Source organism: Pseudomonas sp. R2-7-07 (assembly GCF_003852355.1).
Lineage (GTDB): Bacteria > Pseudomonadota > Gammaproteobacteria > Pseudomonadales > Pseudomonadaceae > Aquipseudomonas.
In genome coordinates this window covers 122,501-137,993 of record NZ_CP027759.1, presented here as the reverse complement: position 1 = coordinate 137,993, position 15,493 = coordinate 122,501, and the positions used below count along the sequence as shown (strand labels likewise).

General features: G+C 56.4%; 7 protein-coding genes, 2 tRNA genes and 4 rRNA genes (1 of these 13 only partly in view). 4 read left to right on the top strand and 9 right to left on the bottom strand.

Going from position 1 to position 15,493, the window contains the following annotated elements; genetic code table 11:
* Positions 1–34: 34 nt before the first annotated feature.
* On the bottom strand, positions 35–1,981 hold the full coding sequence (lapD, locus tag C4J86_RS00645; protein ID WP_124369114.1) for a cyclic di-GMP receptor LapD: 1,947 nt from the start codon (positions 1,979–1,981) through the stop codon (positions 35–37).
* Between the two features lie 14 nt (positions 1,982–1,995).
* Entirely contained in the window at positions 1,996–2,688 is a 693-nt protein-coding gene (lapG, locus tag C4J86_RS00640) for a cysteine protease LapG (RefSeq protein ID WP_124360679.1), read from the bottom strand.
* A gap of 250 nt (positions 2,689–2,938) precedes the next feature.
* Between lapG and C4J86_RS00635 the strand changes: the two genes are divergently transcribed.
* The 4 genes from C4J86_RS00635 to C4J86_RS00620 all read left to right on the top strand — a co-directional run bounded on the left by C4J86_RS00635 (position 2,939) and on the right by C4J86_RS00620 (position 9,096).
* Positions 2,939–3,649 carry a GntR family transcriptional regulator gene (locus C4J86_RS00635; protein ID WP_124369113.1) on the top strand — a complete coding sequence of 237 codons (711 nt, stop codon included), beginning with the start codon at positions 2,939–2,941 and terminating at the stop codon, positions 3,647–3,649.
* A 373-nt stretch (positions 3,650–4,022) separates the two neighbouring features.
* Entirely contained in the window at positions 4,023–4,781 is a 759-nt protein-coding gene (locus C4J86_RS00630) for a DUF3050 domain-containing protein (protein WP_124369112.1), read from the top strand.
* Positions 4,778–5,725: a diiron oxygenase gene (locus C4J86_RS00625; protein ID WP_124369111.1), complete on the top strand. Its 948-nt coding sequence runs from the start codon at positions 4,778–4,780 to the stop codon at positions 5,723–5,725. The genes C4J86_RS00630 and C4J86_RS00625 overlap by 4 nt, the downstream gene beginning before the upstream one ends.
* Entirely contained in the window at positions 5,722–9,096 is a 3,375-nt protein-coding gene (locus C4J86_RS00620; protein WP_124369110.1) for an amino acid adenylation domain-containing protein, read from the top strand. The genes C4J86_RS00625 and C4J86_RS00620 overlap by 4 nt, the downstream gene beginning before the upstream one ends.
* Positions 9,097–9,165: 69 nt before the next feature.
* On the opposite strand, the gene C4J86_RS00615 is transcribed toward C4J86_RS00620, so the two are convergent.
* The 7 genes from C4J86_RS00615 to C4J86_RS00585 form a co-directional block, all read right to left on the bottom strand.
* Complete coding sequence (locus C4J86_RS00615; protein ID WP_124360674.1) at positions 9,166–11,046, bottom strand: methyl-accepting chemotaxis protein; 1,881 nt, start codon at positions 11,044–11,046, stop codon at positions 9,166–9,168.
* Between the two features lie 274 nt (positions 11,047–11,320).
* Positions 11,321–11,436: ribosomal RNA gene (gene rrf, locus C4J86_RS00610) — 5S ribosomal RNA — on the bottom strand.
* 109 nt (positions 11,437–11,545) lie between these two features.
* Positions 11,546–11,661 (bottom strand): 5S ribosomal RNA (gene rrf, locus C4J86_RS00605).
* Between the two features lie 157 nt (positions 11,662–11,818).
* Positions 11,819–14,710, bottom strand: a 23S ribosomal RNA gene (locus tag C4J86_RS00600).
* Positions 14,711–14,949: 239 nt separating this feature from the next.
* Positions 14,950–15,025 (bottom strand) — tRNA-Ala (locus C4J86_RS00595).
* A 10-nt stretch (positions 15,026–15,035) separates the two neighbouring features.
* Positions 15,036–15,112 (bottom strand) — tRNA-Ile (locus tag C4J86_RS00590).
* A gap of 122 nt (positions 15,113–15,234) precedes the next feature.
* Positions 15,235–15,493 (bottom strand): 16S ribosomal RNA (locus C4J86_RS00585); it runs 1,278 nt beyond the window's last position.
* The 16S, 23S and 5S rRNA genes sit together here with 2 tRNA genes alongside, the layout of an rRNA operon.

Genomic DNA, 15,493 nt, shown 5'->3' with positions numbered 1-15,493 from the left:
TCGGGAGCAAGCCCCCTCCCACATTGGATCTGCGTTATTTCCAGGGTGCGGGCTCGCCGAATAACTGCCCCTGCACTCCGAATATCCCCATCTCGCGAATCACCCTCAGCTCACCTTCGGTCTCCACACGTTCGGCAATCAACGGCAGATCGATGCTGTGGGCCGCGCGCTGGATGGCTTCGATAAACAGGCGCTTGTCGCTTTCCTGGTCGATGTCGCGGATGTAGCTGCCGTCGATTTTCAAGTAGGCCAGGCCCAGGCGGGCCAGGTTGCCGATCATGCTGAATCGCCCACCGAAACGCTGAAGGCTCAGGGAAAAGCCCAACTCGCGCAGGCGCTGGGTCATCTGTTCCAACACAAGCTGTTCCGGCAGTTGCTCTTCACCGATCTCCAGGGTGAGGCGCGAGCCCAGGTTGCTGTGCTGGCGCAGCAGGTCATAAATGCGTTGCAGTGCCTGAGGATCCTGCAAGGTTGCGGCTGAGAGGTTCAGCGCCAGGTTGTGGCTGTGGCCGGTCATCTGTTTGAGCACCTGCTCCAGCATCATGCGGTCCAGGCGGGCTGACCAGCCGAAACGCTCAAGCCACGGCAGGAAACGCCCGGCGGGTAGGGTATGGCCGTCAAAGTCCTGCAAGCGCGACAGCACTTTGTAGTGCAAGACCAATTGCGGGTCCTGGCTGGCCACCACCGGCTGGAAGTACAACTCGAAACGCTGTTGGGTCAGCGCCTGGTCCAACAGTGTGTGCCAGGCATGGTGATCGTCACCGACGCTGGCGGCGGCACTGTGGTCGAGGCACGCCCAGGTGCTGTCACCCTGCCCTTCGGCTTGAGCCAAAGCTTGGTCGGCGAGGGTCAGCAGCGCCTGCGGCGCATCGCCATGGTTGAACGGTGCCAGGCCGATGTAGGCCACGGGCGTAACATCGCTGGCGCCGGTGGCCTGCAGGCTGAGCAACGTGCTTTCAAGGTTCTGCGCCAATTGCAGCGCTTCTTCACGCGTGAGCCCAGGCGCCAGCACGGCGAATTCGCCGCCTCGGATACGGGTCACGAGGTTATGGGTTTCCGGGTACGGCTCGCACTGGCGCAGCAGTTGTTCGCCGACCGCTTGCAGCAGCTGGTCGGTACGCTGGCCGCCCAGGCGCTGGTTCAGGCCGGCCAGGTCCTTGACGCGCAACACCAGCAAGTAGCCGGAGTTGGTTTCTTCGGGGTTGCTGACGCGGGCGTTGAGCTGCATCTCGAAATAGCGGCGGTTGGCCAGGCCGGTGAGGTTGTCCTGATAGGATTCAGTGCGCAACTTTTCGCTGCGCTCGGCCTGCTCCTGGAACAGCGCCTTGAGCTTTTCCACCATTTGGTTCATGGCCTGCACCACCCGGCGCAACTCCGGCGTGCGCGGCAGGTCAGGCAGGCTGAGGAATTCCCGACGGGCGATCGCGTGGGACTGCTTGACCATATAGTCCAACGGCTTTAATTGCCGGCGCAGCAACAGCCCGCCGAGCACCACGCTGACCGCACCGCACAGCAGCAACCAGCCAAGGCTGCCCAGGGCGCTCTGCCAGAGTTTGGCCAGGGCGAACATCGGATGGCTGACCACCTCGACTCGCGCCGCCTGCTCCCAACCACGGCTCACCAGCGCATCACCACCGGCCGGCTCCAGGCCGATCAATTTTACAAACCAAGGGGGCACGCCATTGTTGTCGGGTATGCCGCTGCGCTCGACGATGGTTTGGTCCGTGGCCAGGTCCACCACACGGATGCTGGCGTAGTAACCGCTGTCGAAGATCGAGCTGACCAGCAACTCGACCATGGCCGGGTCATCGATATTGGGGGTCAGCGACAGCGCCAGTGCCGTCGCGGCATCCTGCGCATGGGAGCGCAATTGGTTGACGTACTGCGTGCGCGAACTTTCCAGGCTGACCATGAAGCTGCCGCTGAAGGCGACCACCAGGAACAGACAGATTGCGATCAACAGCTGTTTGAACAAAGACATCCGATCAGTTACTCCTAGTTGGCAGGCTCGGCTGGGAAGCCTTCCGCACGCATTTTTCTCAACACATCCTGCCAGCGCGACAAGCGTTTGGTATCGCCGACTTTCTTGTTGCCCTTGGCGCCAGGCAGATACAGCCCCTCGGCGTTGAATGAATACACCGGGATCAAATCGGTACGGCGGGTTGCCGGCAGAATGTCGTCCATCAGGCTGTCGAGCACCAACGGGATCGCGTCGGGGGTCGAATAGTAGGTCAGGACCATGTGCGCACGATTCTGACGCAAGGCCTTGACGTAGGTAATGCGCAATTTATCGCTGGACACGCCCAGATGACGCAAACTGAAATACTTGGCGATGGCGTAGTCTTCACAGTCACCGGCGCCCTTCCAGAGTGCTTCGATGGGTGTCTCCCAATAGTCGACCGCACGCCAGAGATCGATGTCTTCCACGTAGGTCATTTGTTTGTTGAAGAACACGTTGACGACCTTGAGCTGGTCTTGCTCGCTGACCTGTTTTTCGGTGCTCAGCAGCCGCTGCCACGCGTCAATACGTTGCTGGCCCTCGCCCAACGGCCCGTACAAGGCGCTGGCCTTGCGGCTGATCTGCGAGAAATCCCAATCGGCATGCAGCCCGCCGAGCATCAGGCCGGCCAATAAGATCGCTGATAAGAGCCAGCAAAAAACTCGATAGGGAATAAAACTTACCGCCAAGGCGTTCAGTCCATGAAAAGAGACGGAATTTCAAGGGATGGTGAAGCTTCGTCTCACAAAAAACAATGGCACAGTGCGATCATTCATCGGTGGAGCGAGTTTATAACCGCCTCCTGTGGGACGTACAAAATACACGCTGTGGGCCCTTACAAACGGAAACTCTGGCTGTTTGACAAGTACCTGGCCCATCTCTAGTGTTCATTGGATCCAATAAACACACTCTATTATTCAAAAGGAGGGTAGCGTAACCGTGACGCAGAAGCCGAACCCTTTAAGCAGTATCAAGGTCAGCGGACCTATTCCTGCTCATCTTGCCCGCGCCGTTATTGAAGAAACGTTGCGTAACGCCATTCTCGATGGCCGATTGCCCTGTGGCACTGCTATGCGCCAGCAAGAACTCGCCAGCCTGTTCGGCGTCAGCCGTATGCCGGTGCGCGAAGCTTTGCGCCAGCTGGAGGCACAATCCCTGCTGCATGTGGTGACCCACAAAGGCGCTGTGGTTGCGCCCTTGATCGAGGACAATTCGGCTGAGACCTATGCCCTGCGCATGCTATTGGAGTCCGAAGCCTTGCGCTTGTCGATCCCATTGCTCACTGAATCGGACATCGCCGAGGCAGAGGCCTGTATCACTGCGCTGGAATGCGAGAAAGACTACAGCGAGATCGGTCGCCTCAATCGCCTGTTTCACATGATCCTGTATGGCAAGGCGCCTAACCATCGCCTGCTCAAATTGGTGGAGCATGGGCTGAATGAAGAGGAGCGGTTTCTGCGCTTCAACCTCGAGGCGATGGGACTGGGCGAGACGTCACAGGAGGATCACCGCGAACTGCTCAACCTGGTGGTGCAGAAGAAAATCGACGAAAGCATCCTGACACTGCGTAATCACTTGATGCGAGGCATGGAGGTCATCAATAGATACCTCAATAGCCTCGAAACTGCGAATAGAACAGCCGCGTTATAAGGGGCTCCTACCGTTTTTGAGCCTGTGCATCGCGGGGTACCGTTCCTTATCAGGAAGCGTCCCGCGTTGATACAACGTGAACAAACCGGCAAGCCTTATTCAAATCGGCGTCATATAAGGAAATCTCTCACACTTCAAACAAGTATTTCTTCGGGAAGTTTTTGTTCGCAAAACTATTTAATACATTCACAAGCTCATCCAAACGTTTAATCAGCTTATTATCAGCGACCCACCCAAAAACCTCGCAATTGCCGTCCGCGTATTGAGCCAGCGTTCCTCGCGTGGGCGCGCCTTAACGCTAATCTTCCAACTAACAACTACAAAATCCATCACTGCAACTAGAGCAGTCGCAACAACTTCATAGGCGTCAACCATGCATCATCATTTGCTTGAAAAAAAGAAACTTCAACTGTGCAGTCATCCGTTATTTGCAGAAATAACTTCTCTTAGCAAATTACAACACTTTATGGAAAGCCATGTATTTGCGGTTTGGGACTTCATGACCCTGACCAAACGCCTGCAGCAGGATCTTACTTGCACCCAAATACCCTGGCTCCCGCCGGCCAATCCGCAGGCCGCACGCCTGATCAATGAAATCGTGCTGGGCGAGGAGTCGGACGAACATCCGACGCGGGGCCATTGCAGTCACTTTGAGCTGTACCTGGAGGCCATGGCGGAGGTGGGCGCCAATACCCGTGTCATCGCACGTTTCATTGACCTGCAACACCAGGGTGTAGAGGTCAGCGCAGCGCTGCGAATGATCGGTGCGCCCCCCGGTGTGCCGCGCTTTGTCGACAGCACATGGCAGATCGCACTCAGCGCCCCCACCCACTGCGTCGCGGCGGCCTTCCTGCATGGTCGTGAAGGCGTCATTGCATCGATGTTCGAGCGCCTTCTGTGCAGCAGCCCCTTGATTGCTCGTCAGGCACCCATCTTGTGTCACTACCTCAACCGTCATATCGAGTTGGATAGCCAGGAGCACGGCCCGGCGGCGGAGCAGGTGCTCCAGCATTTGATCGGCGCAGACCCGACTCGCCAGCGACAAGCCGATAGCGCTGCCTTCGGTGCCCTGGAAAGCCGCATGACCTTCTGGGACGATGTACACGCCTCAATGCATGAGGTAAACCCATGAGCGCCACCGGCTATCACTCCTTTGCCGAAGACTGGGAGCGGCGCGCAACCATCCGCACACGCCCGCGCCGCATGTTGGAAAACGACGGCAAACTGATCTATCCCCTGAGCCGCCAACCCCTTGTACTGAGTGCGACCTTTCTCGAGCGCTGCTCGCAATGCCGCGACTTTGTGCTGACGCAAAGCTTTTATCGATTCATCCATGACATCGTGGTTTTCGAAACCGAGATCGTCGATAAGCTTGCCCGCCGTATTGCCAAGAATCGCTTCTCGCTGCCCCTCCCCCTCGCCTGCCGCTACGATGCAATGACCGTCGTGGTGGATGAGGATTACCACGCATTGGTGGCACTGGACTTCCTGCAGCAAGCCGTGGCGTTGACCGGTATCGAGCCCCTGGACCTGCCGGGGCAGATCGAACTGAGCCGCGCCTTGCCGGCCGCGCAGGCGCAGGCACCGGAGCACCTGCACGATGCCGTCGAGTTGATTGTCGTGGCCATCGCCGAAAACACCGTCACCCATGATGTGGCGGCCTTTTCCAAGGACGACAGTATCAAGTCGTCCGTACGCGGCTTGATGGCCGATCACCTATTCGATGAAGGGCGCCACGCACAGTTCTGGACACAGTTAATGCGTATCTACTGGCAGTCGGCAAGCGCGCAAGACCGCGACAGCATTGCCGGCGTGCTCCCGACCTTTCTGGCCCATTACCTGACCAACGACATACAGAAAGGCTTCGACCTGCAGTTGATCGAACACCTGGATGTCAGTACCGATATTCGTTTGGCGCTGCAGGATGAAATCGTTGCGTTGGATTTTCCTATCACCCGCCAACACCCGTTGATGGGCAACATCATGAGCTTCCTGCACCACAGCGGCGTGCTGCACACCCCAAGCGTGGCACGCGCACTGGACGACTACCTGCCCGCGGCGGGGAGGCTGGCATGAGGCGCTTGACGATTGAATGGGGCGGTGCCAGTGAAGCACTGGGGGCCCTCAAGCAGGTTCTGGAACAATACGGGCATATCGCGGGGGCGGGGTCGGTCGACCTGGTGATTGAGGACGGCAGCCAGTCACCGTCAGCCTTATCCACCGATGCGCCATGGATGAGCCTGCGCCTGGGCATCGGCCCCGTGTCCGAAACTGGGTTACCCGCACTTCAGTTTCGCTGCTATGACCGTGATCGGCGCCTGTTGGCCGTGCACGAAGTCGCCGAGGAGCCCAGCGGCAACGGCCAGCGCCTGCGTCGTCGTGCGGCGCACGCTCTGGTGGAGTGGGTAGGGTCATTGGTCAGCGGATTCTCGAGAGACCCTGGTTATTTCTGTGCAACGGCCAACCCGGGCACCTTGCCCGAACAGGGCTTGCGAGGACTGGAGTCACTGGCGTTCATGCATCGATTCAACCGTACAGCCGATCCGGCACTGCTGCGGGCGGCACAGGCGCCCATGATCGAACGGTTGCAGGCCAGCCTGAATGCCTTCGCCGATCGTACAGCGCTGAATATTGCGGGGCGCAGGGTGACTTATCGCCAGCTTCAGGAAAAAGCCGTGGCGATTCAGCAACACCTGCTGCCCCTGTTGGAGGGCATTGAAACACCGGTGGTGGGTGTGTGCCTGGAGAAATCTACCGAGCTTTACGCAAGCATTCTGGCGGTGCTGGGCTGTGGCGCGGTGTATTTGCCGCTGTCTCCGGACCATCCGGTAAAACGCCAGCACAGCATGCTGACAAGCGCAGGTGCAGGCGTATTACTGGAAAATGGCCTGCACCCGTTGCGGGATAAGTACGTTTCACTTGATGTCAGTACGCTCACCCCACACAGCATCGACTCCACACAGCCGCTGATGCGCCATCGTCCCCACGCCGATGCGCCGTGCATGGCGCTTTTCACCTCTGGCACCACGGGGCAACCCAAGGGTGTGCTGCTCAGCCAACATAATCTGGCGCATTTCACGGCCTGGCTCGGTACCTGTGTGGCGCTGGACGATAAGAGTCGCGTTCTGCAATTTTCGCCGCTGAGCTTTGACTCATCACTGATCGATATTTTTCCCGCCTTGATCGCGGGCGCAGCGTTGATTGTCCCCAGCGCAGAACAACGTCACGATCCCCGACAATTGGTCGAGCTGATTCGCCTGCAACGCGTCACTCATGCTTTCTTGCCACCGGCACTGCTCGGCATCTTGCCGCTGGAACAGCCGCTGGGCCTCGCACACCTGCTCACCGGCGGCGACTTTTGCGAACCCTACGTGATCGAGCGAATGGCCGGCCAATGCCAGTTTCACAACCTCTATGGCCCCACCGAAGCCACGGTATTGGCAACCCATCGAACGTTTCGGCTCGGTGATAGCAATCGCAATATCGGCCTGCCCATCGCCAACAGCCAGGTCTTGATCCTGGACGAGCACCTGCAACCGGTGGACGAGCAGGTGATGGGCGATCTGTACCTCGCAGGACCGGGCGTGAGCCTGGGCTATATGAACGGACCACCGCAGGCCGACTCCCCGTTCATCAAGCTGACGTTGCCCGACGGGCAATGGCTGCAGGCGTACCGCAGCGGCGACCTGGCGAAATGGACGCAAGACGGTATCGAGTTGGGCGGCCGGCGGGATGACCAGGTCAAGATCCGCGGTTTTCGGGTCGAACCTCAGGAGATCGAGCACTGCCTGCGCAGCAGTCGGTTGTTTCGCCAAGTGGCAGTGGTGATTGATCAGACGCATAGAATCATCGGCTTTGCGGCCCAGCCCGAACCCGGCGCCACGCTGGCCAGCCTGAAGGAGCACGCACGGCAGTGGCTGCCTGAGCATATGCAACCTGTCGCCTGGAGCGAGCTGCCGAGCCTGCCCGCTTCGAGCAACGGCAAGATCGATCGCAAGGCGTTGCGGGAGACGCCGATTACCCGCGCCCAGGAGATGACGCGTTGCAGCACGCTCACGCCAGTCCAGGCGCAGTTGGTAGACCTGTGGGGGGAGTTGTTAGGGTTGCCTGCCGGTGACGTGTCGATCGACGACAGCTTTTTCAACCTGGGCGGCCATTCGATCCTGCTGTCCACCTTGTTGCTGCGCCTGCGCGAGCAGTTTGGCCGCAGCCTCTCCTTGAGCCAATTTTTTGAAGCGCCGACGATTCGTACGCTGGCCTTGCAGATGGAGGGCGCAGCGCTGCCGAATACATCGTTCAGCCAGATGGAAAAAGATGCGTCCCGAGCCTTGGCGCTTGAGGTGCTGCCCGAGGCCCGCGCCGGGGATCCACGCAAGGCGATTGTCACAGGGGCGAACAGCTTTGTCGGCGTGCACATCGTCCAGGCCTTGCTGGCGGGTGGGGCGCAGGAGGTAGCGTGCCTGGTCCGGACGCTCCCAGGCCAGTCGGCGGCGGACCGATTCTCTCAGGCGTTGCGCGAATACCGCCTGGAACAGCTGGACCTGAGCCGAGTGCAGGTATATGCCGCCGACCTGCGCCAACCCCGCCTGGGTCTGTCTGCAGAGGCGTACGACCACCTCGCCCGCAATCATGGTGTGCTGGTGCACAATGCGGCGCAGGTCAACCATGTGATGGACTACATAGCACTGGCCAACGACAACGTCGAACCGATGTTTGAATGCCTGCGCCTTTGCGAGACCCACTGTAAGAAAGTTTTCAATTTCATTTCAACGCTGTCGGCCTGCAGTCGCCTCGACACTGATGGGTATGTGCTCGAAGCACCCGCAAGCCGCGCGTTGCCACTCTATGTAAAAAACGGCTACAACCTCTCGAAGTGGGTGGCCGAGCGGTTGTTGGGGCGTGCAGTCGAGCAAGGGGCATGGGTGAATATTCATCGGCCCGGGAATATCAGTTTCAACAGCCGCAACGGTGTCTGCCAACCCCATAAAAATCGGTTGATGTTGATGCTCAAGGGGTCACTGCAGTTGGGCAGGGTTCCTCGAATGGAGGGCAATTTCGACCTGATGCCGGTGGACTTCCTGGCGCGCTTCATCGCGTTTCACAGCGCGCGTTTTGTGCCTGGGCGAAACGTCTTCAACCTGCACAATCCTCAGCCTTTGAGCTGGGACCAGTACCTTGATGCATTCAGCCAGGCCGGACACACCTTCGAACGGATAAGCCTTCAACATTGGCAAAGGGCGTTGCGCACAGTGCGCCACGACAATGCGTTGTTCGGCGTACTGGGCTTTTACCTTGATGGGTTGGGTGAAGACATCGGCGACACGTCGATGATCCATTACAGCAACGCGCAGTGGGGCCTGGAACAAATGGGCACACAGTATCCGCCAAAGAGCCCCGCACTGTTACGCAAGGGCTGTGACTACCTCAGGGCCATCGGCTTTCTCTGAGCGGTTTTGGGCCCGCATTGAAGTTGCTCGGCAGTATCGGAGCGAGGCCTCGCTCCGATACAGCGAGGATCAGATCTTGAAGCTATCGACCAATTGCTTCAATCGACTGGCCTGCTGGGACAGCGCATCGCAGTCCTTGAGCGTCTCGTTGAGATTGGCCACGCCTTGCTGGTTCAGCAGGTTGATCTGGTTGATGTCGACATTGAGGGTTTCAACCACCGCCGTTTGCTCCTCGGTGGCAGCGGCGACCGATTGGTTCATGCCGTCGATCTCAACGATTCGCTGTGTCACGCTGACCAGACGCTCGCCGGCTTGGTTAGCCACTTCAACGCTTTCTTCGCTGGAGACCTGGCTGGCGTTCATGGTGGTCACGGCTTCACGCGAACCCACTTGCAGCGAAGTGATCATTTTGTGGATCTCTTCTGCCGATTCCTGGGTACGGTGAGCCAGGTTACGCACTTCATCCGCCACCACGGCAAACCCACGCCCTGCTTCGCCGGCACGGGCAGCTTCGATTGCCGCGTTAAGCGCAAGTAAGTTGGTCTGCTGGGAGATGCCCTTGATCACATCGAGAATGTGTCCGATGTTGTCGGTGCTGGCGTTAAGGGTTTCGATCTGGGTACAGGACAGGCTGATTTTCTGCGACAGTTCCGACATCGCCTGGATGGTTTGCTCGACCACTTTGCGCCCATCATCAGCTTGCTCACTGGCACCGCTGGCATGCTGCGAGGCATCAGCGGCGTTACGTGCGATTTCCTGGGTGGCGGCACCCAGCTCGTTAATAGCGGCAGCCACGCTGTTGGTACGTGCACTTTGTTCATCGGAGCCGATGATCGACGCGTTGGACGAGGCCATTACGCGCTGGGACAGGTCATGCACCTGGCGGGTGGCCGAGGACACTTCGGAAATCGAGGCGTGGATCCGCTCGACAAACTGATTGAATGCGCTTCCGACTTCGCCGAACTCATCTTTGCTGGTCACGTCGAGGCGGCGGGTCAGATCACCCTCGCCTTGGGCAATGTCCTGCATGGCAACGCCCATGGTGGTCAGCGGACGCAACAACACCTGAATCAGCACACTCAACAGTACGGCAATCGCCACCACGGCGATGAGCATTGCGATCAACGCTGAAGTGCGAAATTTACCCAGTGCTGCATAGGCTTTATCTTTGTCGATAGACAAACCGATGTACCAGTCAGCCCCCGGCAACCCGTTGATTGGTGTAAAGGACAGGATTCGGTCTTGTCCATTGAGGACAACCTCCTGGTTAACCTTCTCGATGCGCACCTGGGTGCCCGGGTAGATATCCTTGAGGTTTTTCATCACCTGGTCCTGGTCAGGACTGACGATGACCTGGCCATCACCACTGACCAGGAATGCATGGCCAATACCGCCAAAATCCACCGAGTTGATGATCTTTACCAAGGTTTGCAGGCTCAAGTCGCCACCCACAACGCCCAACAACTCTCCGTTCTTCTTCACCGGCATGGCGATCGTCACGATCTGGCCGCCTACAGCCGCCATATAAGGCGGGGTAAGCATGGTTTTGTCGGCTGCTACGGCTTGCTTGTACCAAGGGCGCTGACGTGGGTCATAGCCTTCGGGCATCTTCGCGTCGGGGCGCTGGGTGAACACTCCATTGATTTGGCCAACGTAGGTGAACTGGAAGTTGGAGGTGAGCGCCGGTTGATCGACCAAGCCGGGTAGGTCGGCGGCGCTGCCTTGATGGGCAACGTTTTGTGCCAGGCTCTCGAGAACCAGGATGCGGCCGCTGAGCCAGTTCTGCACACTGCTGGCGGTAAGCTCTCCGGATTGCTGGATGGAGGACGCCAGGTTCTGCCTGATCGTGTTGCGCTGCAGGTAATCGTTGTAGAACGTGAATAGCGCGAAGGCCAAAACCACGACGCCTGACGCAGCCAACAGAATTTTATGACTGAACTTGAGATTCATTTCATCGACTTCTTTTGCCAAAGGGGGGTGAGCGTGCCGAGTGGAACATTCCATGTATCGCGATAGGCGGACTCTGCGACCGCTCTGTTTCGGTGCACGCATGGCTCGTCAGGCTTTCGGCTAGAAATCGATAAAACTTAGAGATTTGTGTGAATCTTCCGCTTTTAGCGTAAGAGAACGACAGGCGGTATGAGCACAGTCGACTATCAGCCACTTAGAGCCCTAAACGACAAAACCCCTGTCTGCGTGAGCAGACAGGGGTTTCGGAATTCAATCTTGACGATGACCTACTCTCACATGGGGAAACCCCACACTACCATCGGCGATGCATCGTTTCACTGCTGAGTTCGGGATGGGATCAGGTGGTTCCAATGCTCTATGGTCGTCAAGAAATTCTGTGTACCAGATCGTTGCGCTAGCAACGTACCGGTGAAATTCATGGACTTCTACATAAACAAAACCCCTGTCTGCGTACGCAAACAGGGGTTCTGGAATTTAATCTTGACGATGACCTACTCTCACATGGGGAAACCCCACACTACCATCGGCGATGCATCGTTTCACTACTGAGTTCGGGATGGGATCAGGTGGTTCCAATGCTCTATGGTCGTCAAGAAATTCGGGTACTGAGTCGTGGCCATGTGGCCTCGCTTCAGCAAATTGGGTATGGGATAGAAGTCGGTGTTTTGTGAGCCTCGAACTTTCGGTTCATTGCGTCTTCACACACCGCAATCTGATGCTCTTTCGAGTAGTCAAATTGCTTGGGTGTTATATGGTCAAGCCTCACGGGCAATTAGTATTGGTTAGCTCAACGCCTCACAGCGCTTACACACCCAACCTATCAACGTCGTAGTCTTCGACGGCCCTTCAGGGGACTCAAGGTCCCAGTGAGATCTCATCTTGAGGCTAGTTTCCCGCTTAGATGCTTTCAGCGGTTATCTATTCCGAACATAGCTACCCGGCAATGCCACTGGCGTGACAACCGGAACACCAGAGGTTCGTCCACTCCGGTCCTCTCGTACTAGGAGCAGCCCCTCTCAAATCTCAAACGTCCACGGCAGATAGGGACCGAACTGTCTCACGACGTTCTAAACCCAGCTCGCGTACCACTTTAAATGGCGAACAGCCATACCCTTGGGACCGGCTTCAGCCCCAGGATGTGATGAGCCGACATCGAGGTGCCAAACACCGCCGTCGATATGAACTCTTGGGCGGTATCAGCCTGTTATCCCCGGAGTACCTTTTATCCGTTGAGCGATGGCCCTTCCATACAGAACCACCGGATCACTAAGACCTACTTTCGTACCTGCTCGACGTGTCTGTCTCGCAGTCAAGCGCGCTTTTGCCTTTATACTCTACGACCGATTTCCGACCGGTCTGAGCGCACCTTCGTACTCCTCCGTTACTCTTTAGGAGGAGACCGCCCCAGTCAAACTACCCACCATACACTGTCCTCGATCCGGATAACGGACCTGAGTTAGAACCTCAAAGTTGCCAGGGTGGTATTTCAAGGTTGGCTCCACGCGAACTGGCGTCCACGCTTCAAAGCCTCCCACCTATCCTACACAAGCAAATTCAAAGTCCAGTGCAAAGCTATAGTAAAGGTTCACGGGGTCTTTCCGTCTAGCCGCGGATACACTGCATCTTCACAGCGATTTCAATTTCACTGAGTCTCGGGTGGAGACAGCGCCGCCATCGTTACGCCATTCGTGCAGGTCGGAACTTACCCGACAAGGAATTTCGCTACCTTAGGACCGTTATAGTTACGGCCGCCGTTTACCGGGGCTTCGATCAAGAGCTTCGCGTTAGCTAACCCCATCAATTAACCTTCCGGCACCGGGCAGGCGTCACACCCTATACGTCCACTTTCGTGTTTGCAGAGTGCTGTGTTTTTAATAAACAGTCGCAGCGGCCTGGTATCTTCGACCGGCATGAGCTTACGGAGCAAGTCCTTCACCCTCACCGGCGCACCTTCTCCCGAAGTTACGGTGCCATTTTGCCTAGTTCCTTCACCCGAGTTCTCTCAAGCGCCTTGGTATTCTCTACCCAACCACCTGTGTCGGTTTGGGGTACGGTTCCTGGTTACCTGAAGCTTAGAAGCTTTTCTTGGAAGCATGGCATCAACCACTTCGTCGTCTAAAAGACAACTCGTCATCAGCTCTCGGCCTTAAGATCCCGGATTTACCTAAGATCTCAGCCTACCACCTTAAACTTGGACAACCAACGCCAAGCTGGCCTAGCCTTCTCCGTCCCTCCATCGCAATAACCAGAAGTACAGGAATATTAACCTGTTTTCCATCGACTACGCTTTTCAGCCTCGCCTTAGGGACCGACTAACCCTGCGTCGATTAACGTTGCGCAGGAAACCTTGGTCTTTCGGCGTGGGTGTTTTTCACACCCATTGTCGTTACTCATGTCAGCATTCGCACTTCTGATACCTCCAGCAAGCTTCTCAACTCACCTTCACAGGCTTACAGAACGCTCCTCTACCGCATCACTTACGTGATACCCGTAGCTTCGGTGTATGGTTTGAGCCCCGTTACATCTTCCGCGCAGGCCGACTCGACTAGTGAGCTATTACGCTTTCTTTAAAGGGTGGCTGCTTCTAAGCCAACCTCCTAGCTGTCTAAGCCTTCCCACATCGTTTCCCACTTAACCATAACTTTGGGACCTTAGCTGACGGTCTGGGTTGTTTCCCTTTTCACGACGGACGTTAGCACCCGCCGTGTGTCTCCCATGCTCGGCACTTGTAGGTATTCGGAGTTTGCATCGGTTTGGTAAGTCGGGATGACCCCCTAGCCGAAACAGTGCTCTACCCCCTACAGTGATACATGAGGCGCTACCTAAATAGCTTTCGAGGAGAACCAGCTATCTCCGAGCTTGATTAGCCTTTCACTCCGATCCACAGGTCATCCGCTAACTTTTCAACGGTAGTCGGTTCGGTCCTCCAGTTAGTGTTACCCAACCTTCAACCTGCCCATGGATAGATCGCCCGGTTTCGGGTCTATTCCCAGCGACTAGACGCCCTATTAAGACTCGCTTTCGCTACGCCTCCCCTATTCGGTTAAGCTCGCCACTGAAAATAAGTCGCTGACCCATTATACAAAAGGTACGCAGTCACCTAACAAAGTAGGCTCCCACTGCTTGTACGCATACGGTTTCAGGATCTATTTCACTCCCCTCTCCGGGGTTCTTTTCGCCTTTCCCTCACGGTACTAGTTCACTATCGGTCAGTCAGTAGTATTTAGCCTTGGAGGATGGTCCCCCCATATTCAGACAAAGTTTCTCGTGCTCCGTCCTACTCGATTTCATGACTAAGAGATTTTCGCGTACAGGGCTATCACCCACTATGGCCGCACTTTCCAGAGCGCTCCGCTAATCTCAAAGCCACTTAAGGGCTAGTCCCCGTTCGCTCGCCACTACTAAGGGAATCTCGGTTGATTTCTTTTCCTCAGGGTACTTAGATGTTTCAGTTCCCCTGGTTCGCTCCATACACCTATGTATTCAGTGTAAGGTAACCATCTTATGATGGCTGGGTTCCCCCATTCAGACATCTCCGGATCAAAGTCTGTTTGCCGACTCCCCGAAGCTTTTCGCAGGCTACCACGTCTTTCATCGCCTCTGACTGCCAAGGCATCCACCGTATGCGCTTCTTCACTTGACCATATAACCCCAAGCAATCTGGTTATACTGTGAAGACAACATTCGCCGAAAATTCGATCATACTCAATTAAGAGCGACTCACAAATTTTACCTTAGCCTGAGCCGTTACCAGTGAAAGTAACGTCCAGTCTATCTTTCTATCACATACCCAAATTTTTAAAGAACGATCTAATCAAAGACTAGAAATCAATATTCACAGCGGAATACTCATTTCTAAACTCTAACAGCAGAAACAGTTAATGGTGGAGCCAAACGGGATCGAACCGTTGACCTCCTGCGTGCAAGGCAGGCGCTCTCCCAGCTGAGCTATGGCCCCATAACAAAATTGGTGGGTCTGGGCAGATTCGAACTGCCGACCTCACCCTTATCAGGGGTGCGCTCTAACCAACTGAGCTACAGACCCAATTTCGAGCGCAACTGATTAGCTAAGAGCTATCAGCTTGGAGCTTAAAGCTGCTTCTATCGTCTTCTTCAATGAATCAAGCAATTCGTGTGGGAACTTATGGAGCAGCTGATGTCGTCGATTAAGGAGGTGATCCAGCCGCAGGTTCCCCTACGGCTACCTTGTTACGACTTCACCCCAGTCATGAATCACACCGTGGTAACCGTCCTCCCGAAGGTTAGACTAGCTACTTCTGGTGCAACCCACTCCCATGGTGTGACGGGCGGTGTGTACAAGGCCCGGGAACGTATTCACCGCGACATTCTGATTCGCGATTACTAGCGATTCCGACTTCACGCAGTCGAGTTGCAGACTGCGATCCGGACTACGATCGGTTTTCTG

Bases quoted from the DNA above. Each gene is read 5' to 3' on its own strand.
- C4J86_RS00630 (WP_124369112.1), top strand. From the start codon at position 4,023: ATGCATCATCATTTGCTTGAAAAAAAGAAACTTCAACTGTGCAGTCAT.
- C4J86_RS00615 (WP_124360674.1), bottom strand. From the start codon at position 11,046: ATGAATCTCAAGTTCAGTCATAAAATTCTGTTGGCTGCGTCAGGCGTC.
- lapD (WP_124369114.1), bottom strand. From the start codon at position 1,981: ATGTCTTTGTTCAAACAGCTGTTGATCGCAATCTGTCTGTTCCTGGTG.
- C4J86_RS00620 (WP_124369110.1), top strand. From the start codon at position 5,722: ATGAGGCGCTTGACGATTGAATGGGGCGGTGCCAGTGAAGCACTGGGG.
- C4J86_RS00625 (WP_124369111.1), top strand. From the start codon at position 4,778: ATGAGCGCCACCGGCTATCACTCCTTTGCCGAAGACTGGGAGCGGCGC.